Source organism: Mediterraneibacter sp. HA8405 (assembly GCF_056148955.1).
The window spans coordinates 456,079-476,355 of record NZ_CM148758.1 but is presented as its reverse complement, the minus strand read 5'-3'; the positions used below and the strand labels follow the sequence as shown (position 1 = coordinate 476,355).

Genomic DNA, 20,277 nt, shown 5'->3' with positions numbered 1-20,277 from the left:
GTTAGATAGCGATACTTTTTACATCAACCATGTTACGGCGGTCATGGTTGACAACTTGCGTCGGCTCCTGCTCGGTATCAACCTGTCCGACAAAGCTGTAATGGATTTCGATTTTCCGGGTGTTGGTTTCCCGATCCAATTCGTGTATCAAGATACGGTCGATAAACTCATGGACGTTTTCATAGGTCAATTCCTGTATGTCGCTGTATTTCCCGACAATCTGAATAAACCTTGATATATCCCTTTTTCGCTCGGTAACGGTTGCGATCTGCTGTTGTAACTCGTCTATCCTTGCGGCAAGGGATTTCTTTTCGTCCTCATAGCCGGAAGTTAGAAACACAAACCGTTCATCTGTCAGTCTGCCTAATGCGTTGTCCTCATACAGCTTGCGGAAAAGCGTGTCAAGTTCGGTCATACGCGCCTGTGCTTTGGAAAGTTCCTTTTGCTGCTGCGCTAATGCCTTTCTCGCTTCCATGTCGCCGTACTCGGTAGCTTTACAGATAAAGTCCTGTTCGTGTTCCTTAACATACCGCAAAATCCGCCGCATATCTTCCAGCACTAAATCAAGAAGTACGTTTTTGCGGATATAATGAGAGGTACACTCGCTGCCTGTCCTTGCCCTGTTGCGCCATGCGCCGCAAGAATAGGAAAACTTGCGCGGCTCGATATTTACGCCCTGTTGGTAATACATCTTATGTCCGCAACCAGCGCAAAACAGCAAGCCGGAAAAAATATCAATCTCCGCTGCTTTTGTCGGGCGGTGGCGGGTAGCAATCCGCTTTTGCGCAAGTTCAAAGGTTTCCTCGTCAACAAGCGGCTCATGGGTGTTTGGGAAGAAATAGCGTTGTTCTTCTTCGTTCTTCCGGGTCTTTTTCGACTTGTAGGATACCTTGTGAGTTTTCGCGGTTATGGTATGCCCTAAATATTCCTGCCTTGCTAATATGTCATAGAGCGTTTTGTCCGGCCAAGTATAGGGGGCGATCATTGCCCGCTGATACCGCGCCTGTCCTGTGCGCTGATAGCGCAACGCTCCAATCGTCAAGACTTTGTTTTCCGCAAGCCATTTTTGGATTTCGCACATACGCACGCCGCTAACAAACATAGCGAAAACCTGTTTGACAATCGGCGCGGTTTCCGGGTCGGGTATAAGGTGGTGGCGGTTGTTCGGGTCTGGGATATAGCCGTATGGATATTCCCCGTTGACACGCTCGCCTTTTTGCGCCTGTGCCTGTTTAACTGCACGGATTTTCTTGCTTGTATCGCGGGCGTAAAACTCGTTAAACCAGTTCCGCAAGGGGGTAAACTCGTTATCCTCCCGCGCTGTGTCAACTCCGTCGTTAATCGCGATATAGCGCACTCCGTTTTCGGGAAATACAATCTCTATGAGTTCGCCCGTTTTCAGATAGTTTCTGCCAAGACGGGAGAGGTCTTTGGTAATAACCGTCGCCACTCGTCCGGCTTCCACTTCCTGCAACATCGCTTGCAGCCCCTCGCGCTCAAAACTCACGCCGGAAAATCCGTCGTCCACAAAAAACTTTGTGTTCAAAAAATGGTGTTCGTCCGCATAGCGTTGAAGTATCATTTTTTGGTGCTGTATGCTTCCGCTTTCTCCGGCCTGCATATCCTCTTGACTTAAACGGCAGTAAAGGGCGGTGATTTTATTCGACTGTAACATTAGTCCTCCTTTCCGACAGCCGAATAAACAGGTATAATGTGTTGCTATCATTATACCATATCCCGCCGCCTAATGCACTACTCGGACGCTAAAAAGCCCGGATTTCCGGGCTTTTTCTGCAAATCCTTTACAATGAGTTTTTCAATCTTTTTATGGATTGTATCGGTTGCCTTTTCACTCGGCAACGCTTGAACAAGATAGGTGATTTTCCCTATTTTGCGTTCGGTTGTAATTGTCTGTTTTTTATCCATTAGAAAAACCTCCTTTTCCTGTATGGATAAACTATATTCGTCAAAAGGCAAAACGGGCGGTTGTTAGCTGCAACCTCACGGGAGTTTCACCCCGGCCCATGCTTATGGGTGCGCCGCGCAATACTTTGAGGGTGTTCAACGCGGGAGTATCATTGTGCCGCCTTGTATGTCGTCGCCCACAAGCTGCTAAACTTGTTTTACGGCGCGGTAGTTCTCGCTCGACTTTTCCCCAACGGGGAAAAGCGGTCATGGCGTACCCGCCGCCCGGCTCGGTACAGACGGAATGTACCCGTTGCCTGTTATGCTGCGCACCAAAGGCCGCTTTCTTTGTCAAGGAACAATAGGCTTTGTCGGCCTGTAACAGTACACCGTTTCCGATGTGCTGTTACGGAACGACAAATAGCCCATAACGGGAAGCGTGGAAAGGGGACACGCTCCCCGCATGGGCTAAAAGATTATCCTACATGAAAAGCAAGGGTGCGGGTAATAAGGCGCACTTGCAGCCTGTTACGCATTTCCTCGTCCACATAGGAATAGGTATTGCCCGCGTCGTCTTTCAGCGTGCGGGTACAAAGTTTCGCTATGTAACCCTCGTAATGCTTCAAGATCGCGCACATGGCGGTTGTGTCGCCGTTTGCCGCTGCGGAAATGACAGGGAACGGCAACAGATTTTCAGATTTCCTAACGGTATTCATCATCTGCTTTTCCCTCCAAATACTGTTTGATTTTCGCAAGCGCGGATTTCCTGTGCCGGAAAACCGTCGTGCGTACAACATTCAGCAGTTCAGCAATTTCCGCGTCGCTCATGTCCAAGAAGTAGGACAAAAGGATAATGTCGCGTTTCCTTTCGGGCAAAGCGTTAAGGGCTTCGGCAAGCAGTTCATTTTTGACGAGTACATCAAAGCCGGACACTTGAAAACGGAAATAATCGCTTTTGTATTCGTCCGTTGTGAAAAGCTGCGCGAGTTCGCTTTCGCTCAAATCCGAAAAAGGTACTTCGCGTGCTGCGCGTTTCGCAAGAGTGCGGCGGTGGCTTTTCGCTTCGCCAACCAAAGTTTTCTTTGCTAATGCGTCGTACTGATGTTGTATTCTTTCCTTGTCGGAAGAAGATAGCTCCATAGAGTTCACCTCCTTCCCGCGTGGAGTAGAGGACGGGAGTTAAGGGCTTGTCCTCTCTGCCCCTTTCGCTCCGTACCCGTTCGGGAGATGGCTCTTGAGTGCGTTTTTCAGAAAAAAGTTGAAAAAAGCAAAATGCGCCCGTCCGCAAGACGCGGACGAGCGCAAAGGAAATGTAAGAAGTATTTAGATGTATTGACAGTTCATACTCATAGCCGGAATATCCCGCTTGCGGAGCATAGCTTTTTTTGACCGCAAAGCATTAGGCGGGTTACAGTAAATAAAAATGGACACGGCGATACCTCCCCGATACCGCCGTATCCTTAAAAAAGGGCGACTTTAATACACTACCCGCAATCCATTCTATAATAGGGAACAGCGGCTTTTGCGCAATATTAAATAAAAAAGCCGATAACACATAGGTTTTTTGACCTAATGCGTTATCGGCTCTGCGTCTATGCGTCTGGCACTTTTAATCATTTTTTTTTGAATTTATTATATGTGTTAGCTAACTGTCCACAAGCCGCGTTAATCTCTCTGCCATGAGAAACTCTCATAGTAACTTCAAGTCCTGCTTGCTCTAATTGATGTTTGAATGCAACTATTTCCCGTTTCTGTGGTGCTTTAATTCTTGAATTGCTTGTTGGGTTGTATTGTAACACGTTAATCATAACTTTTTTGCCCCGAAACCATTTTGCAAGTTGTCTTACATCTGAGGGCCGGTCATTTATACCCGGTAAAAGCAAATACGCAAAGACAATTTTGCGATTATGCCTTTCAGAATAGGATAAGGCTTGCTTAACAACATCTTCAATAGCATATATGCGCATGTGAGGAATAATACGATTTCTTGCAGATTGTGTTGCTGCGTGTAAAGATATTGTCAACTGAATTTTAAGATGTTCCTCGCGCAATTTTTTTAATTGATCGACCGGACCAACTGTTGATATGGTAATGCCGTCGGTTGGAAAGTTGAGCCCATATCTATCTCGGAGAATATGGATTGCTTTTATCAAGTTGTCATAATTGAATAAAGGCTCTCCCATACCCATAAAAACGATACGGTTTACTTTTCGACGCAACAATATAATCTGTTGTACGATTTCTGACGATGTTAGATTACGAACAAAGCCATTTCGCCCGGACTCACAAAAAATACAACCAACAGGACAACCGACTTGTGTGCTCACGCAAACAGTTCCACCATCTCGCCGCTTGATAAAAACCGTTTCAATGTATTTGTTGTCTTTCAGTTCGTAAACATACTTTTCAGTATCACTGCTTTTGCAAATATTTTTTACCAACATTGATAGATTTTTTTTGCGTGGTAATTGCTTATATAATTCTTCATATAAGGCTTTTGCTTCATTCTCGCCAATAACTTCCGACATTTCTTTGTAAGTAAATCCGTATGGATCATTCCGTACTTCCGCAGGCGTATATTTAGGTAAACGTTTCATTTTTATATCCTTTCTTCTAAATAATAAAAGTTTGTTTTTCTGTATTTTTGATTACAATCTCTAATTTTTCTACATCAATGATATGCGTCAATTTGCATTTAGGGCAGAAAAGAGGAAAATCTTTTAATACAGTATTATGAAATACTTGAACTCTCGTCTTTCCGTTACAAATCGGACATTTTATCCAATATTTTTTAAGCATTATATTTCACTCGTCCTTTTTACACAAAAAAATGCAGGTCAATCCTCAACATGAGCATTGACCTGCATTTATAATGCACAGAGCAGTACAACAAAACTAAGGCATAGCTTGCACTATGTCTATACTATATCTATACGTCGTTAGTTTTTTGTATAGCATCCGCAAAATAAGCATGACAAAAAAGCCCATGTTGAAAATGGGAAAATCCTTTTTTTCAATGCTTATCTAATACGCATGCTATGCAACATAAACGCCGCCTCCTTTTACATAAATTTTATTTTATCAGAAAATCAGTCTACTGTCAATACACAACAGGAAGTATTTAACCTAATGATATGAATTGTGTGGACATATCCAAAAAGAAAGGTGAACTGTAAAATGTAACAGGGTGAATGAAAATGGCAAAAAGACCCGTACCATTGTACGACTTTAAGGCTTTCGGGGCAGCTATAAAAGCCGCGAGAAATGAATACGGCGAGAGCCGCAAAAAGGTAAGCGACGAGTTATATATTTCCCCGCGCTACCTTGCGAATATCGAGAACAAGGGACAACAGCCGAGTTTACAGGTATTCTATGACCTTGTAACCCGGTATCATATTTCGGTAGATCAATTTTTCTTCCCGAACAGCAATGCGGAGAAATCCACCGGGCGGCGGCAGCTTGACGCGCTGCTGGACGGTATGAGCGATAAAGGCATACGGATTGTAACCGCAACGGCAAGGGAGATAACAGAAGTCGAACAAGCAGAGGACTAACCTCACAATATGGGAAGCAGGAGATTGCAGCGCATAGGGGCTGCAATCTTTTTTTGCGCCAAATTAGAAAGAGAGTGCAACAAACGCTGCCTTTGAAACGGGATAAGGAGTAGATAGCAAGCACAGCAAACGAGTACCCGTTTGCGAAAAGTGCTTGTTGGGATAATCCCAAACCCTTATACCGAAAGGCGGTGCGGAAATGGAAAACCGAAAGAGAAATATACAGATGAAGTTTTACGTTACGGAAGAAGAAAAGCGGCTGATCGACGAGAAGATGAAGCAGCTTCCCATAAAGCAGTATGGGGCATACTTCCGTAAAATGGCGATAGACGGGTATATTCTTGTCGTTGACCGAAGCGACACAAAAGCATATATCCGGGAACTGCAAGCGGTGAGCCGGAACATCAACCAGATTGCAAAACGCGCCAATGCGACGGGGACGGTTTACAGGCAGGATATAGAGGACATTAAAAAGGCGGTGGACGAGATATGGCGGTTACAAAGACGCACCCTATTAAATCAACCTTAAAGGCTGCGATAGACTATATCTTAAATCCCGAAAAGACAGACGGGAAGCTGCTTGCGTCCTCTTTCGGCTGCGGGCTGGAAACCGCCGATATTGAGTTTGCATGGACGCGGGAAGCTGCCGGAGATCGCGGCACACATTTAGGGCGGCACTTGATACAATCCTTTGCGGTGGGAGAAACCACACCGGAAGAAGCGCACAAAATCGGCATGGAACTTGCCGGGGCGGTATTAGGCGGCAAGTATGAGTTTGTTTTGACAACTCACGTCGATAAAGACCATCTGCATAATCACTTGATTTTCAACGCGGTTAGCTTCGTTGACTACAAAAAGTACCATTCCAACAAGCAAAGCTATCACTTTATCCGGCGCACCAGCGACAGGATATGTAAAGAGCATGGGCTATCCGTCGTCGTACCGGGACAGGACAAGGGAAAAAGCTATGCAGAATACACCGCCGAAAAGCAAGGGACAAGCTACAAAGCAAAGCTGAAAACGGCGATAGATACTCTCATTCCCCAAGTGAAAGATTTTGACGAACTGCTGCGCCGCTTGCAGGAAATGGGGTATGAAATCAAACAGGGCAAATACATTTCCTTTCGCGCTGCCGGACAGGAACGGTTTACCCGCACAAAGACGCTCGGCGCGGCCTATACGGAAGAAGCGATAAAGGAGCGTATCAAGGGCGTGTATGTTGCCAAAACAAAAACGCTGCGGGAAGATAAGAAAATCCGGCTTGTCGTCGATCTTGAAAACAGTATCAAAGCCCAACAGTCGGCGGGCTATGAACGGTGGGCAAAAATCCATAATCTGAAACAGGCTGCTAAAAGCATGAACTTCCTAACCGAAAACAAGATTGAGTATTATAGCGAACTTGAAAGCAAGATAGCCGATATTATGACCGCCCATGACGCGGCGGCAAGGGCGGTTAAGGACGTAGAGCAGCGTATGTCTGATTTGTCGCTGCTTATCAAGCACACGACCACATACCGACAATTAAAACCGATTTACGAGGAATACAAGAAGTCGCGGGACAAGGAAAAGTATCTGCGGGGGCATGAAAGCGAAATTATCCTGTTTGAAGCTGCGGCAAGGGCATTAAAGGAAATGCAGATAAAGAAGCTGCCCGATCTCGCCGCGCTGCGCAAGGAGTATAGCAGCTTAAACGACAGAAAAAGCAAATTGTATGAGGATTACCGCCAAGCGAAAAAGCAAATGCAAGAATACGGCATTGTCAAAAAGAACGTCGATAGTATTCTTTACCCGTCCCAAAGCAGGGCGCGGGAGCAGGAGCGATAAGGCGCAAAACATGGGGTGGCAAGTGGAACGTTAAGGGCTGAAAACGCCTGTGTTTCTGCGGCTTCCAGCGCGGGGAAACAGCATAGACGATAAAGTATATTCAAACCCGCAAAAACGGCTTTCTAATTGTCCACGCAAGGACAAAAAAAGAACAGGGGCGCGGTGCCGGAAATCGGCAACCGCGCCCCTGTTTTCTATGGGCTATTCCTCGTCGGTCAAGATAAACTCCCTTTCGGAAAACTCGCTGTCCGTCATGGCTTGCAGCTTGTTCACCGCTGCGGCGGCAAGCTGGCGCATATCCTCGTCCATGTAGGGCATGGCGGCAAGGATATTTTCAAGCGTTGTTTCCCGGCTGTCCTCGGCGTAGATCGCAACAATGTTTTCTTCCTCAATGGTAAAGCGGGTATTCATGCTATCAAACCTCCAAATCCTTTTTATGCTCTTTCTGTTTATCTTTCGGCTGCTGCGCCGCCTGTTTCTTGTATTCGTCCAGCTTCTTCAAAATGGACGGTTTTTTCTGCGGCTGTTCCCGTTTCTCGGCTTTTACCGCTTTTGCAAGGTCGGTAACGGAAATCGCTTCCCCCGCCTTTGCCCGCTGCTCAAAATCTGCAACGGTGGGCGTTTGCGGCGTATTGTTGATAAGCCCGTCAAAATTGTTGTCGTTCTGCTCTATGGTGTCCTCGACGTGCTTTAAGGGATTATCCCGCTGCGGCTGCTCGGCGGCTATGGCATAAGCCTGTGTGCCATTCCCCATAATGAGATACTTCCCGTCCTCCGACGCATGGTGAAAACCAAATCCCGCCGCTTCGATCTGTTCACGGCTCATATCGGTAATATGAAAATTGCCCCTCGGCGTTCTGACGGTTTCACCCGTCAAAAGGCTGTCGGGGGTCGCTTCCGGCTGCTGCTTTTCAAGCTGCCCGTCCTTGTAGGAATATCCTTGCGCCGCGATTGCTTCAAGGGTCTTGCCCGTAACGTCGCCATAAATCCGCTTGTCTGCGTCAACCAGCATTTGCAAAGTGTCTTGTACGGTGTCGGACAAGGCTTGCTGCTGTTCGGGCGGCAGCTTGTCAAATACGGGGGTCTGCTGCTCCTGCAAAAACTCCGGCACTTGCTGAAAACCGATACTGTCTACATAGTGGGCGGTGTCCTCGTCGTTCTGATGAAGCACAACAATGTCGGAAACGGAAAGGCTATGCCCCTTGAAATCGGCGGGGTGGTCGATATTAAACCTTTCCCAAATGTCGCCCAGCGTCATATCCTTTGTAAGCGGTGCAGTATAGACGAGTTCATAATTTACCCGGTCAATGGTAAGTCCAGCCGCTTGCAGACGGTCATAAGGCTCAAAGCGCAAGTCCCTTGTTTCGTCCCCGCGCTTTAACTGATAAATGGAAAAGGTATCGCCCTGCTCCTGCTCGGCTTGCCGCTGCTGCTGCAACTCGGTAAAATGCCCCTCAATCTCGGTAATGAGTTCCTTTGCGGTGGTCTGTATTGTTTCAAGGGACGCTTTTAACTCGGTCATTTCCTTGCCGCTGCTCCAACCAGCCACATAGCCGAAAGAGTAATCGGAAGTATCAAGGCCGAAATGCTGGCAAACCGTATAAGCGACGCTTTCCGCTTCTACCTCGCAGGTATGGCGGTCAACGCGGTTTTGCTGCTCCGGCGGGGCGTTTAAGTCTACGTCGTGCAGCTTCGCATGGGCGATTTCGTGAATGGCGGTCTTTACCGCCTGTAATTCACTCACGCCCTCTTTGATTGCAATACGCTTGTCGGTCAAACTGAAATACCCATTTGCGCCGTTTGTGATCTGCTCAAATGCAATCGGGACGGGGGACGCTTTTTCAAGGGCGGCGAAAAAATCCTCGTACTGCTCCACATCGGCAAGCAGCGGTTTAACGGAAAGGTCGGGAAACTCCTTGCCCTCGGTCTGCGAAATATCAAAGACGGTTATAACCTTAAAGGCGGGGACGGTGATTTCCTTTTCTTCCTTTACCACTTTTCCCTCGCGGTCAAGCATGGGCTTTCTCGTTTCGGGGTCGATTTTATCAACCAGCTTTTTCACCTTGTAGGGCGCGGGGGCAAAGATTTTAATGCCTTTCTCGCCTTTCTTTACATGGCGGTCAAACTCTTTCTGCCATTGTGAATAGCCCTTTACCAAATTGCCGCCCTGCATGGCAATTAGGATAGTGTTATTCAAGCTGTAATCGTGAAACTTCGACATGGCAGTAAGAAACTCTTTGTAGCGGTCGCTGTCAAAAATCGCCTGTACGCCCTGTTCCAAACGCGCGGTGATCTCCTTTACCTTTTCGGCGGGCTTTTCGGAAGTAAGGATAATGGGGACGACGGGGCGGGGCTGCTGCGGCTCTGCGGCCTGTGCGTCTGCTTGCTGCGTTTCGGCTGCGTCCATATAGGCTTTGTCCTGTTCGCCGCGCTCCGGCTGCGGGTAACTCATAATGCGGTATTCTTCCGGCACTTCGCGCCCCTCAAACTGCCGTTCCCACTCGTCGCCGCTTTCCACGATATAGCCGTACTCGGTAAACGCGCCTTTTTCCTGCGCGGCAGCGTTCCTGCCAAAAGTAGAAAGGTCAATGCCGCCTTTCCATTCTTCGGGCATTTGTACCATGCCGGATTGATTTAAGTAATAGTCGCCCAAATCGTGGTAGTTATGTACTTCGGGGATATGGACGTAGAAATCCACGTTGTAGGTGAAGTCAATTACCTGTCCAATATTTGCAAGCCCGTTTTTCTGCTGCAAGGCTGCGTTCAGCTTGCCAACCTCGGCGGGGTCAAGCTGTTCGAGCCGCGCCGCAAGAAAATTGAGTTCGTCCACGTCGGCGGCGCATACCATTTCATAAGGCAAGGCAATATGTTTCTCCGGGTCGTCGGAATAGCCGCGAATGGAAAAATCCTGCGGGTTGTCGGCGGTAATGCCGACGTTCCGCATAGCTTCGTGCAACTGCTCCTTTGTGGCGGGCATATCCAGCCAATAGCCGCCGGGGTCGCCCGCGTCAAAGCGGCTGCGGTTGCCTATCATAATAGAAAACTGTTCGCTCATGTGTTCACGCTCCTTTTCCTGCCCGGTATTTTCGGGGATAGCTGCCGCCTGTTGCTGCTGCGGGGGTTCTTCGCCCTCTATGGTGTAGTCCGGCATGAGCATACCGTTTACTTTGAAATAGTCGGCGTACTCCTGCGGGATAGGCGGGGAGATTTCCGTAAACAGACGGTCATACGCTTTGATACGCCCATTCAGATACTTTTCCATAGCTGCCTTGTCGGTGAAAACCTTTCTATCTTGTCCGGCAATCTTCGCTTGGGTTCTGCTTGGGCTGTTGGTGCGCACGCTCCATGTAAGCGTCCATGAATACGGGATAGATTTCTGCGCTTCTTTGTCGTAGCGGGTATTCTCGTAAATGTAGTAATTCATCTGATATACCCGGTTGCTGCGAATATGGCGGTTATGCTCGGTGGTCTGCCACTCGTTAGCGGTGTGCTGGACGTGCGGCGTTCTCACATATTCAAGTGTTTTATCCAGCAAAAGCGTTCTTCCCGCCTGTTCTTCCCATGCGGCGGCGCGTTCTTTAAGGTCGTCAAAAATCGCCTGTTCTGCCGCCGCGCTTTCGCTGCGCATGGAAAGTAGCTGCGCAATCGGCAAGGAAGCATAAGGGGCAATCTCCCTGTCCTTTGCTTCAAAATATATCCGGCGTTCTATCCGCATGGTTTCGGCGGTTTCCAATTTGTCATGGTCGTATGAGGAATACGGCATATTCTTTCATCACGTCCTTTCTCGGTCATATAAGGGTTTGGGACTATCCCAACAAGCAAAATGCCCGCGCTCTCTATGGGAAGCGCGGGCATTTCTCGCAAACGGGTACTCGTTTGCTGTGCTTGCTATGTAGTTGTTTTTATCCGTAAACGCCTGTTTCTCTCGCTTTGGGCTTTCTGTCTGCGGCGTATCTTTGCCGCGCAATCGGGGCAGTATTTCGCCCGGTTGCTGCCCGCCGCAAACGTGCTGCCGCATACCGCGCAACGCTTCAAATCGGTTTCCCCGCTGCGGGTGATCTGTTCGCAAAGCTGCCTGTCGGCGGGTAATACCGCTTCGCGGAAATAGCGGCATAGCAGCGAATAGCTGATACTCTGCACACAAACGCAAGTTTCCCCGTCGTCCAGCAGCAGACAATTCCCGCAATCGTTGTTTGCACAAGCGGCGCGGGTCATTTTCTTTACGGCGCGGTATTGCTTTTCATCAAGCCTTATCATTTTCGGTTCTGCTCGACGCGGAAGTTTACATACTTGCCGCCTGTGTCGGCAAGCAGCACAACTCCGTCAAAGGTCTTTCCCGTCTTGGTCGAGTACATACCTTTGATTTTTACCTTTCCGTCTTTCAAAAGGGCGGCGGCAATCGCCTTTGTGAAAGCCTTTTTGCGCTGCTCAAAAAAGCGGTCATTCTTCCACATCACAAAGCTGCAAGCCCTGTCGGAGCAGTAAAAGTTTTTCTTGCCCTCGTAAACCGCCGCGCCGCAACGGGGGCAAGTGCCGATTGCTTCCCGCTGCGGGGTAAACAGCTTCGCTTTATCCTCGGAAATCGCGGAATAGGTCTTGACAAGCCCCGCTGTCATTTCCTCAATGCTGCGCATGAAATCGTCCGGGCTGTCGCTGCCTTTGGCAATCCCGGTAAGGCGGGTTTCCCATTCTGCCGTAAGCTGCGGGGACGTAAGGACTTCGGGCAGGATAGCGGCAAGGTTATACCCGTCCTTTGTGGGGATTAGCTTTTTGCCCTTGCGCTCGGCAAAGCCCGCGCTAATGAGTTTTTCAATGATACCCGCCCGCGTTGCGGTAGTGCCTAACCCTTTGCGCTCTGCGTCCTCCGGCGTTTCTTCCTTGCCCGCGTTCTCCATAGCGGACAGAAGCGTATCTTCGGTAAATGCCTTTGGGGGCTGCGTGTAACGCTCGGAGATCTCCGCTGCCGGATTGTCAAAGGTCTGCCCCTCGGCAAGCGGCGGCAAAACGGTTTCCGGCTCTGCGTCCTCGTCCTGTTCCTCGGACGCGGCGCGGGACAGCTTTTCAATCTCACGCCACCCCTCGCAAAGCGTCGTCTTTCCCTTTGCGGTAAAGGTATAACCGCCGCAAGAGATAACCGCCGTAACCGCTTCATATTCATAGGGCGCGGCTGCGGCGCAAAGCAGCTTCGCGCATACAAGGGTCATAAGTTTTGTTTCGCTGTCGGTAAGGGAAGAAAAGCCCGTTTTCAAAAACTCGGCTGTCGGCAAAATAGCGTGGTGGTCGGTTACTTTGCTGTTGTCGCAAACCCTTGTAAGGTCTGCTTGCAGCTTCACGTCCCGCATAAAGGGAAGCAGCGAACAAAGCCCGGTAATGAGTTCCTTTGTGCTGCGCTGCATATCGGAAGTGATATATTTGCTGTCGGTGCGGGGATAGGTCAAAAGCCGCTTTTCGTAGAGGGCTTGCGCATAATCAAGGGTCTGTTTCGCCGTAAACCCGTACAGGCGGTTGGCTTCGCGCTGCAACGCGGTAAGGTCAAACAGCTTCGGCGGTGCAACGGTCTTTTTCTCTTTTTTGAGGGAAGTACAAACGGCTTGCGATTTCTCGCAAGCCGCTTTCATCTGCTGCGCCGCCGCTTCTTCGTTCAGCCTTTCGGACAAAGCCGAAACACCGCCCGCGTCCAGACGGACAACATGATATTTTTCTTTCTTAAAGCTGCTGATCGCATAGTCGCGGTTTACCAGCATGGTAAGGGTGGGCGTCTGCACTCTGCCGACATTCAGCGTTTTGTGATAGAGGATAGAGAAAAGGCGGGTCGCGTTAATCCCGACAAGCCAATCTGCCTTTGCTCTGCAAAGCGCGGATTGATAGAGGTTGTCATAGCTGCGCCCGTCTTTGAGGTTTGAAAAGCCCTCGCGGATTGCGCTTTCTTCCATGCTGCTAATCCAAAGGCGGGAAAAGGGCTTTTGGCAATTTACCTGTTCGTAGACAAATCGAAAAATGAGTTCTCCCTCGCGCCCGCTGTCGCACGCATTGACAATCTCGGAAACGTCGCTGCGCTGCATAAGGTCTTTGAGTACGGAAAACTGCTGCTCCTTGCCGCTGGCAACGGTAAACTGCCAATCCTGCGGGACAATGGGGAGATCGTCATACTTCCATTTTCGGTACTGCTCGTTGTAGGTTGCCGCGTCTGCAAGGCTAATCAAATGCCCGATACACCACGACACAAGGTAGCCGCTGCCCTCAAAATATCCGCTGCGCTTTTCATTCGCGCCAATAACGGCGGCAATCGCCGCCCCGACGCTCGGTTTCTCTGCAATTACAAGTTTCATACTTCCTCGTCCTCCTGCTCGGTTTCTAATTCTTCCTCGTCGTCCTCGTCAAAATCGAGATCGTCAAGGTTGCTGCTGCCTTTTGCCGCGTCCTTTTTGGGCTTCATAATCTTAAAGTAATAGAACGCGCCGCCGCTTACTGCGGCAAGAAGCAGCACGACAAGCAGAATAGCACCGCCCATGCCGCCGCCTTTATCTTCCTCCGGCTCCGGCTGCTCGGTTTCTTCCGGCTCCGGCTCGGCTTCCTTGCCCGCGCACTCGCTCATATTGACGCTGCAAACGGGGCAATCGGTGTTGACGCTTCCGGCAACGCATTTTTCAGTACAGCTACAAGCGGGGGCTTCGGTCTGTTCGTCCTCCATAAGCTGCAAAAGGTCTTTTTCATCAACTTGATTGAGGAAATGGACGGTGTTTTCTCCGTCCTCGGCGCGGTCAATGATGATGTAAAAATAGTTTCCGTTTTTCGTAACGACGGTAATAAACTGCTTATCGCCGGACGCTTCGCCCGTTATGTCGTCCACAAGGCTCATGTTGCCCTCCGGCGTTAAAGGCTGCGGCTCATAGCCGCCCGTCGTTTCTTCCGGCTCGGTTTCGGTTACGGGGGTAGGCGGCTCGTCGCTCACGTCACCGCCGCCCGCAAAAGCGGTAACAGAAAAGCCGCCCATGAGTACAAGGGCGGCAAGCAAAGCGGTAACGCTGCGGAACAGTTTTTTATGCTTCATCTTCGGTTTCCTCCTGTTCGTCGGTATAGTCTGCGTCCGGCTGCGGCAAAGCAATTTCGCCGCTGGCGTAAGCGGAGAGGAACGCGGCAAGCTGCGCCCCGTCAAGGTGTACCGCTTTCACCATTTGAACGATCTGCGCATTTTCTTCCTCGATTTTCTGCGCTTCAAGGTCTTTCAGTCTTTTTTGGTATTCAAGGATTTTCGCCCTCGTTTTCTCAATATCCCGTTCGATACGGTCAAGTTTCGTGTTTGCCATAGAAATAAACTCCTTTCAAAGTCAGTTGTAATGTAGCCGCCCATAGGCGTAAAAATGGGATTGCCAATAGCTTGTATCAAGTTTTGCGTATTGTATCGGGTCGCCACAATGCAGCATGACGGGGCTTCCGTCCCCGTCCTCGCCAACGTAGATACCCACATGAGATACGCCCGGTGTGTCGTATGTACCCGTAAAGAAAACCAAATCCCCCGGCTGCGGGTTGGAAACGCGGGTTGAAATGTTGTAAAGCCCCTGTGCCCCAAGTCTGCCCGTATTGTATAGGCCGCTGTTCGTCAGCACATAGCTAACAAAACCGCTGCAATCAAAAGAGGTTTCCGGGCTGCTGCCGCCCCACACATAAGGAAAACCGACATACTTTTCCGCTTCCTCAATGAGCCGCGCAAACTGTTCATCTTCCAGATAGGCGGGCGGGATTTCATAATCCGCTGGCGGGTTTTCATAGTATTTTGAAATATAGCCGGATTGCGGGAAAAGGTCGGGTCTGTTCCCAAGCGACGACATATACATAGCGTACATGGATAGCTGTTCCTCGCCCATAATGTAAACGGGAACATGGGAGAGGTTGAAGTTTTCCAAATCCACATTGAGAATGTAATAGTTATAGGCTACTTCAACGTCGTATTCGTTGCCCTCGCTGTCCGTCCGCGTTTCGGTGCGGTAGCGTACCTCGACTTCCTCCGTAACCGTCAAGATATACTGTTTATCAAAGAGCATTTCAAGGGTGCTTTGCGCTTCATCGAGAGTAAACACGCCCTCATGCCAAGCGGAGAGGATAGAGATTAGCACATACGGGTCATGCTCGATCTCGTCAGCCGTTACCCGGTATTCGTCATAGCCGGGGTATTCGCTTTCGATGTTATCCAGCATATCCTGTAACTCGGCTTCCATAGCGACATACGCGCTTTCTGCGCCTGTAATATCCGCGTCCTCGGAGAGATAGGACGACGCAATCAAGCCGCTTCCGCTGTTGCCGCCGAACAGGGAACAAGAGGACAAACCGCCGAAAAACAGAAGCACGATAAAGGCAATCCCGCCCACGATCAAACAGCCTTTCCAATGCCGGACGACAAAGAACGTCGCCCGTTTGGTTTCCTGCGCCGTTTTCTTTGCTGCCTTTGCGGTGGCTTCGGCGGTCTTTTTCACCTTGCCGCCCGTTTTCAACGCCTTTGCATACTGCTTTTTAATGCGCTGCTTTTGCCAAAAACGGGAAATCGGGTTAGAGTGCGCAAGGGCGGGGTTATCATGCAGCGCCTTTTGATAGAGAAAATCGGCGTTTGCCTTTGCTGCCTTTTTCTCGGCTGCTGCCGCCGCCCGGTAAGGTTTCAGCTTATGGCTGCGTATGCCGCGTTTTACTGCCCGCGTCGTCATGCCGCCCGCTTTCTCGCCCACAAGTTCTATCCTGTGTCCGCTTTCCACACCGACGTTTTCTTTCTCCACCTCATAGATTTTTCCATGTACGGCGGCGTCCAATTCCTGCGCCGGACGGGATAACGGGTTATGACGCAACTTGCCGTTTGGGGGCTTATCCGTTTTTTCAAAAGCAAGGCGCGTCTTTGCTTTGCCTTTGGCTTCGTCAAAAACGCGCTCTTTCTTGATTTTGGTCTGTTTGGGGATAGCTGCCCGCGCTTTGTCTAAACGGTCAGCCGCCGTATCGGATTTTTTGATTGCCTTTTGCAGGTCCGGCGTTGCCCGTTCCGCTTCGGAAAACTGCAAGCGGGAAGAATGGGTTTTAGGCTGCGCCGCGTCAAGGGCTTTTTTCTCCGCGCCTTTTGCTGCGTGTCGCTCAATCTCTGCGCCGATATGCTGCACAACCTTTTCCGCTGCCGCGCCTGCGGGGGCTGAATAGTTTTCCTCCTGCGGCCTTTCGCTGATACTGGACGTTTCGCCCGTCGTGAGGTTTTCCGCAACCGCACCGTCGCGGGTCATTTTCTGCGTTACCTTGTCCGGGGCTTTCCATTCCTTGCTCATGGGCTTTCACCTCCAATCCGCTGTTTCGCAAGGTTACAGTATTCGGGGTTGATCTCAATACCAATATAGCGGCGGTCAAGGCTTTTTGCCGCCGCTGCGGTGGTTCCGCTGCCTAAAAACGGGTCAAGGACAATCCCGCCGACGGGACAGCCCGCCAAAATGCACGTTTCCGCAAGTTTCGGCGGGAAAGCTGCGAAATGCCCGCCGCGATAGGAAGCTGTGTTGATCTGCCAAACGTTGCGGCGGCTGCGGACGGGGCATATCAACTCATCGGCGTATGCGCCCTTTTCGCGGGGGCGGTTGATTTTCTGCGGTTGGTTTTGCCCCGGAACAGTAACGTTATACTTGTTTCCTTTGCTAACTCCGCTTTTCAGCCGACCCGCCGTTGTGAGGGCTATCGGCTCGGCTACCGCTTGCCAATCGTAAAAATACTTCTTTGACTTGGTAAGCAGAAACACATATTCATAGCAGCGGGTCGGCCTGTCCCGCGTGCTTTCCGGCATGGGGTTCCCCTTATGCCAAATGATAGAACTGCGCAAATACCAACCGTCGCCCCGCAAGGCAAGGGCTACAAGCCACGGAATACCGATTAGGTCTTTCGGCTTGCAGCCGGGGGCGCGGTGGTTTACCGCCACTTGCTGCCCGTTCCTGCCTTTGGGGTATTTCGGGTCTTGGTGGTCGGCTTTGCTGCCTGTGCCGCAATAAGTGTCCGCGATATTCAGCCAACAAGTACCCTCCGGCGTAAGCACCCGCTTTACCTCATGGAAAACCGCCGTAATGCGGGAAACATATTCCTCCGGCGTTGCTTCCCGCCCGATCTGCCCGTCTGTGCCGTAATCGCGCAAAGCATAGTAGGGCGGGGACGTTACGCAACAATCCATACAGTTATCCGGCAAGGTTTGAAGTACCTGCAAGCTGTCGCCGCAATAGATTTTGTCCGTTTCTATCCTCATGCCGACATCTCGCCGGGTTTGGTCGTCATGACGCGATAGAGTTCTGTATTTTGCGGGAAACGGTCAATAAAGGGCAAAATCACGTTGCCGTAGAAAATAAGCCCCTCGCCCGCTTCGGAATGGGTTACATAGGTCATTTGCTGCTGCGAAATGTTAAGCTGCTTTGCAAGGATTTCCCTGTCGCCCTGGGCTTGGTTGAGCATATACACAAAGTCCGAGTTTTCAAAGATGTTCTCCACCTCGCGGGACGACAACAAATCTTTCACGTTTTGGGTGATACCTGTCGGAATACCGCCCCACTTTCTAAAACGCTTCCAAATCTCAACGCTGTACGCTGCGGTCTGTTCCTCTTTGAGCAGCAAATGAAACTCGTCGATGTAATACCGCGTCGCCTTGCCCTCGCTGCGGTTTACCGTTACTCTGTTCCATACTTGGTCTTGGACGATAAGCATACCGACTTTTTTAAGCTGCGTACCGAGTTCCTTAATATCAAAGCAGACAAGGCGGTTATGAATGTCAACGTTTGTCCTGTGGTTAAAAATGTTCAAGCTGCCGTTTACATAGAGTTCCAATGCCGCCGCGATACGCTGCGCTTCCTTTTCCGGCTGCTTCTTGATTTCGTCGTAGAGGTCGCCCAAAATCGGCATATTTTTAGGCTTCGGGTCGGCAAGGTAGTTGCGGTACACGCTGATAACAGCGCGGTCAATCAAGGTCTTTTCAACAGCTTCCAGCCCGTTTTTACCTCCCATAATCAACTCACAAAAGGAAAGGATAAAATCGCTCTTTAAGGCTATGGGCGTGTCGCCCTCGCTGTAATTGAGGTTAATATCCATAGGGTTAATGTACTGCGTGCTGTTCTGCGAAACCTTGATAACCTGTCCTTTCAAACGTCCGACAAGGGGATAATATTCGGCTTCGGGGTCGCAAATGATAATGTCGTCGGACGTGATAAGAAAAGCGTTTGTGATTTCGCGTTTTGCAGAAAAACTTTTGCCGCTGCCCGGTGTGCCGAGTATCAAGCCGTTGGGGTTTTTCAGCTTCTTTCGGTCGCACAAAATCATGTTGTTGGAAAGGGCGTTTAAGCCGTAATACAATGCTTCGCCGCTTTGGAACAGCTCTTGCACCGTAAAGGGAACGAAAACGGCGGTGCTGCTGGTCGTCAAGCCGCGCTGGATATGGATAAGGTTTTCCCCCAACGGGATAGAGGACATAAGCCCCTGTTCCTGCCGGTAGTCAAGGCGGGTCAAAATGCAGTTGTATTTCTGTGCGATTGCCGCCGCCCCAAATACTTCGTTATCCAATTTCTGCTTGGTATCTGCAAGGTTTAAGACAAGCAGCGTGAGCAGAAACATTCTTTCGTTGCGGCTCTGCAAATCGCGGAGTAGGTTTTTCGCTTCGCCGCCGTAGGTGGCAAGGTCGGACGGAATTATATCCATATCGTAGCCGCTGCGGATTGCCTTTTTCTGTTCCTCGATTTTCATACGGTCAAGGTCGGTGATTTTCCGCTTGATCGTCTTGATCGCTTCGTTGTGGTCGATACTCTGAATGTGCAGATTGACGACAATCCCGTTTTCCGCTTCCATGAAGTCGGCAAGCATACGGTCTGAAAGTTCCGGCGCGGCAATCTGCAAAAAGGAAACCGCGCCAAACTTCCCGCCCATTTGAAACATTCGCCCGTCGCCAAAACGGAAAGAGGACGGGGCAATAAAGTCTTTGACGGAAAGGCCGCTTACGGGTAGCCATTCCCACGCAAAGTTGAAGCGTTCCCCGTCCGGGTGGAAAAGCCCATGCAGCACTTCAAGCCGCTGCTTCCCGTCCAATACCCGCGCCGCCGCGCCGATCACCTTAAAATGGTTGAGGGTGTCCGTTTCGATACGGGCAAGCCGCGCCCGCGCCGATTTAATATCTTTTGCTTCAATGGTAAAGGTGAGAAACTTTGTCTTGATAAGCCCGTTGTTGCCGCGTTCAAGCTGTGTTTGCAGCATTTCGGTGTATTCGGCTCTGATACTGTCAAAGTCGTCATTCTGTGGGGCAATCGTGATACTGCTCTTGAAATCCTCCTTGTTCGCATGGCGGCTGATTAAGGAAAGCTGCACACTGATAGAAGCGTCAAAAGAGTTATACATATCGCAAAGGGCTTCAAAAATGGCGGTCTTGTCGTCCGGCTGCGCAAGCTGATAGTTAATATCTTCAAACTCAATGCACTTGGAATACCGCCCGTTTGCAAGGCGGCAAATCCCGTCCTTATACATTCGTTCAAACGGTATGCTGTCCTGCGCCGTATGGGGCTTCCCGTCGCCCTTTGACTGCCGGATAAGCGCGTCGATCTGTTTCTTTTCCTGCCGCGTAAGTTTACGCTTTTTGTTTTGGGTCTTTCCCTTTTCCTTTGACAATCGCCCGTACCTCCTTATCTAATCGCTCCTGCCGCGCAAGGGCGGTATAAAAATTGTTGGTCTGATAAGGTCGCTCTTTGGGGCGAAGAAACTTCACTTCCACAAATTGCCGTATAATCACTTCCAGCGGTTGCCCGTTCTTCTCGTACATAGCGAGTAGGAACATGGGCAGCATGGCAAGCACCATGCACAAAGCCGCCGTTGTCGTTCCCGCGCTGTCCTTTGTCAAAAAGAATAGCGGTAGCCCGATAGCCACCGCCGCGCCGAAACAGAGTAATTGTCTTTTGGTAAGGTTGAACATTACCTTGCTCTTGATTTTGGTTAAATCCTTTGGGACGGTTACATACGCCAT

At 50.0% G+C, this 20,277-nt stretch carries 19 protein-coding genes; 3 read left to right on the top strand and 16 right to left on the bottom strand.

Going from position 1 to position 20,277, the window contains the following annotated elements:
* Position 1: 1 nt before the first annotated feature.
* The 6 genes from AC0QUU_RS02205 to AC0QUU_RS02180 form a co-directional block, all read right to left on the bottom strand.
* On the bottom strand, positions 2-1,675 hold the full coding sequence (locus tag AC0QUU_RS02205) for a recombinase family protein (protein ID WP_058118380.1): 1,674 nt from the start codon (positions 1,673-1,675) through the stop codon (positions 2-4).
* 77 nt (positions 1,676-1,752) lie between these two features.
* The gene (locus AC0QUU_RS02200) at positions 1,753-1,926 is read right to left on the bottom strand and encodes a transposon-encoded TnpW family protein (protein WP_002604472.1); all 174 of its coding nucleotides are present in this window, start codon (positions 1,924-1,926) and stop codon (positions 1,753-1,755) included.
* Positions 1,927-2,381: 455 nt separating this feature from the next.
* Complete coding sequence (locus tag AC0QUU_RS02195) at positions 2,382-2,624, bottom strand: helix-turn-helix domain-containing protein (protein WP_002604473.1); 243 nt, start codon at positions 2,622-2,624, stop codon at positions 2,382-2,384.
* On the bottom strand, positions 2,608-3,045 hold the full coding sequence (locus tag AC0QUU_RS02190) for a sigma-70 family RNA polymerase sigma factor (protein ID WP_003502131.1): 438 nt from the start codon (positions 3,043-3,045) through the stop codon (positions 2,608-2,610). Before AC0QUU_RS02190 ends, AC0QUU_RS02195 begins: the two co-directional genes overlap by 17 nt.
* A gap of 473 nt (positions 3,046-3,518) precedes the next feature.
* Positions 3,519-4,502, bottom strand: coding sequence for a 23S rRNA (adenine(2503)-C(2))-methyltransferase RlmN (rlmN, locus tag AC0QUU_RS02185; RefSeq protein WP_002584956.1), 984 nt, complete (start codon positions 4,500-4,502; stop codon positions 3,519-3,521).
* Positions 4,503-4,518: 16 nt separating this feature from the next.
* Positions 4,519-4,704 (bottom strand): cysteine-rich KTR domain-containing protein, encoded by a 186-nt coding sequence (locus AC0QUU_RS02180; RefSeq protein ID WP_003431289.1) that lies wholly within the window; start codon positions 4,702-4,704, stop codon positions 4,519-4,521.
* A 398-nt stretch (positions 4,705-5,102) separates the two neighbouring features.
* On the opposite strand from AC0QUU_RS02180, the gene AC0QUU_RS02175 reads away from it, so the two are divergent.
* From AC0QUU_RS02175 to AC0QUU_RS02165, 3 genes are all read left to right on the top strand, one after another.
* A complete protein-coding gene (locus AC0QUU_RS02175; RefSeq protein WP_044942672.1) occupies positions 5,103-5,459 on the top strand; it encodes a helix-turn-helix transcriptional regulator in 357 nt (118 codons plus the stop codon).
* A 199-nt stretch (positions 5,460-5,658) separates the two neighbouring features.
* A complete protein-coding gene (locus tag AC0QUU_RS02170; protein ID WP_002584958.1) occupies positions 5,659-5,988 on the top strand; it encodes a plasmid mobilization protein in 330 nt (109 codons plus the stop codon).
* A complete protein-coding gene (locus AC0QUU_RS02165; protein ID WP_044942473.1) occupies positions 5,949-7,283 on the top strand; it encodes a relaxase/mobilization nuclease domain-containing protein in 1,335 nt (444 codons plus the stop codon). The genes AC0QUU_RS02170 and AC0QUU_RS02165 overlap by 40 nt, the downstream gene beginning before the upstream one ends.
* A gap of 201 nt (positions 7,284-7,484) precedes the next feature.
* Here the strand turns inward: AC0QUU_RS02165 and AC0QUU_RS02160 are convergent, their stop codons facing one another.
* The 10 genes from AC0QUU_RS02160 to AC0QUU_RS02115 form a co-directional block, all read right to left on the bottom strand.
* On the bottom strand, positions 7,485-7,694 hold the full coding sequence (locus tag AC0QUU_RS02160; RefSeq protein ID WP_002584960.1) for a transposon-transfer assisting family protein: 210 nt from the start codon (positions 7,692-7,694) through the stop codon (positions 7,485-7,487).
* 4 nt (positions 7,695-7,698) lie between these two features.
* Complete coding sequence (locus tag AC0QUU_RS02155) at positions 7,699-11,046, bottom strand: YodL domain-containing protein (protein ID WP_058118381.1); 3,348 nt, start codon at positions 11,044-11,046, stop codon at positions 7,699-7,701.
* Positions 11,047-11,171: 125 nt separating this feature from the next.
* A complete protein-coding gene (locus AC0QUU_RS02150) occupies positions 11,172-11,540 on the bottom strand; it encodes a cysteine-rich VLP domain-containing protein (protein WP_002584962.1) in 369 nt (122 codons plus the stop codon).
* Positions 11,537-13,612 (bottom strand): type IA DNA topoisomerase, encoded by a 2,076-nt coding sequence (locus AC0QUU_RS02145; RefSeq protein WP_044942468.1) that lies wholly within the window; start codon positions 13,610-13,612, stop codon positions 11,537-11,539. Before AC0QUU_RS02145 ends, AC0QUU_RS02150 begins: the two co-directional genes overlap by 4 nt.
* Positions 13,609-14,334, bottom strand: a complete 726-nt coding sequence (locus AC0QUU_RS02140; protein WP_044942466.1) for a DUF4366 domain-containing protein — start codon at positions 14,332-14,334, stop codon at positions 13,609-13,611. The genes AC0QUU_RS02145 and AC0QUU_RS02140 overlap by 4 nt, the downstream gene beginning before the upstream one ends.
* Positions 14,324-14,590 (bottom strand): DUF4315 family protein, encoded by a 267-nt coding sequence (locus AC0QUU_RS02135; protein ID WP_003508256.1) that lies wholly within the window; start codon positions 14,588-14,590, stop codon positions 14,324-14,326. The genes AC0QUU_RS02140 and AC0QUU_RS02135 overlap by 11 nt, the downstream gene beginning before the upstream one ends.
* A 21-nt stretch (positions 14,591-14,611) precedes the next feature.
* Positions 14,612-16,579, bottom strand: coding sequence for a C40 family peptidase (locus AC0QUU_RS02130; protein ID WP_044942463.1), 1,968 nt, complete (start codon positions 16,577-16,579; stop codon positions 14,612-14,614).
* On the bottom strand, positions 16,576-17,532 hold the full coding sequence (locus tag AC0QUU_RS02125; protein WP_044942460.1) for a DNA-methyltransferase: 957 nt from the start codon (positions 17,530-17,532) through the stop codon (positions 16,576-16,578). The genes AC0QUU_RS02130 and AC0QUU_RS02125 overlap by 4 nt, the downstream gene beginning before the upstream one ends.
* The gene (locus AC0QUU_RS02120) at positions 17,529-19,925 is read right to left on the bottom strand and encodes a VirB4-like conjugal transfer ATPase, CD1110 family (protein WP_474544394.1); all 2,397 of its coding nucleotides are present in this window, start codon (positions 19,923-19,925) and stop codon (positions 17,529-17,531) included. Before AC0QUU_RS02120 ends, AC0QUU_RS02125 begins: the two co-directional genes overlap by 4 nt.
* On the bottom strand, positions 19,885-20,277 hold the full coding sequence (locus AC0QUU_RS02115; RefSeq protein ID WP_002604479.1) for a PrgI family protein: 393 nt from the start codon (positions 20,275-20,277) through the stop codon (positions 19,885-19,887). The genes AC0QUU_RS02120 and AC0QUU_RS02115 overlap by 41 nt, the downstream gene beginning before the upstream one ends.

Coding starts and splice junctions, on each gene's coding strand:
- AC0QUU_RS02165 (WP_044942473.1), top strand. CDS start 5,949: ATGGCGGTTACAAAGACGCACCCTATTAAATCAACCTTAAAGGCTGCG.
- AC0QUU_RS02190 (WP_003502131.1), bottom strand. CDS start 3,045: ATGGAGCTATCTTCTTCCGACAAGGAAAGAATACAACATCAGTACGAC.
- AC0QUU_RS02205 (WP_058118380.1), bottom strand. CDS start 1,675: ATGTTACAGTCGAATAAAATCACCGCCCTTTACTGCCGTTTAAGTCAA.
- AC0QUU_RS02140 (WP_044942466.1), bottom strand. CDS start 14,334: ATGAAGCATAAAAAACTGTTCCGCAGCGTTACCGCTTTGCTTGCCGCC.
- AC0QUU_RS02200 (WP_002604472.1), bottom strand. CDS start 1,926: ATGGATAAAAAACAGACAATTACAACCGAACGCAAAATAGGGAAAATC.
- AC0QUU_RS02175 (WP_044942672.1), top strand. CDS start 5,103: ATGGCAAAAAGACCCGTACCATTGTACGACTTTAAGGCTTTCGGGGCA.
- AC0QUU_RS02180 (WP_003431289.1), bottom strand. CDS start 4,704: ATGCTTAAAAAATATTGGATAAAATGTCCGATTTGTAACGGAAAGACG.
- rlmN (WP_002584956.1), bottom strand. CDS start 4,502: ATGAAACGTTTACCTAAATATACGCCTGCGGAAGTACGGAATGATCCA.
- AC0QUU_RS02155 (WP_058118381.1), bottom strand. CDS start 11,046: ATGCCGTATTCCTCATACGACCATGACAAATTGGAAACCGCCGAAACC.
- AC0QUU_RS02125 (WP_044942460.1), bottom strand. CDS start 17,532: ATGAGGATAGAAACGGACAAAATCTATTGCGGCGACAGCTTGCAGGTA.
- AC0QUU_RS02135 (WP_003508256.1), bottom strand. CDS start 14,590: ATGGCAAACACGAAACTTGACCGTATCGAACGGGATATTGAGAAAACG.
- AC0QUU_RS02130 (WP_044942463.1), bottom strand. CDS start 16,579: ATGAGCAAGGAATGGAAAGCCCCGGACAAGGTAACGCAGAAAATGACC.
- AC0QUU_RS02160 (WP_002584960.1), bottom strand. CDS start 7,694: ATGAATACCCGCTTTACCATTGAGGAAGAAAACATTGTTGCGATCTAC.
- AC0QUU_RS02170 (WP_002584958.1), top strand. CDS start 5,659: ATGGAAAACCGAAAGAGAAATATACAGATGAAGTTTTACGTTACGGAA.
- AC0QUU_RS02145 (WP_044942468.1), bottom strand. CDS start 13,612: ATGAAACTTGTAATTGCAGAGAAACCGAGCGTCGGGGCGGCGATTGCC.
- AC0QUU_RS02150 (WP_002584962.1), bottom strand. CDS start 11,540: ATGATAAGGCTTGATGAAAAGCAATACCGCGCCGTAAAGAAAATGACC.
- AC0QUU_RS02195 (WP_002604473.1), bottom strand. CDS start 2,624: ATGATGAATACCGTTAGGAAATCTGAAAATCTGTTGCCGTTCCCTGTC.
- AC0QUU_RS02115 (WP_002604479.1), bottom strand. CDS start 20,277: ATGGCGTATGTAACCGTCCCAAAGGATTTAACCAAAATCAAGAGCAAG.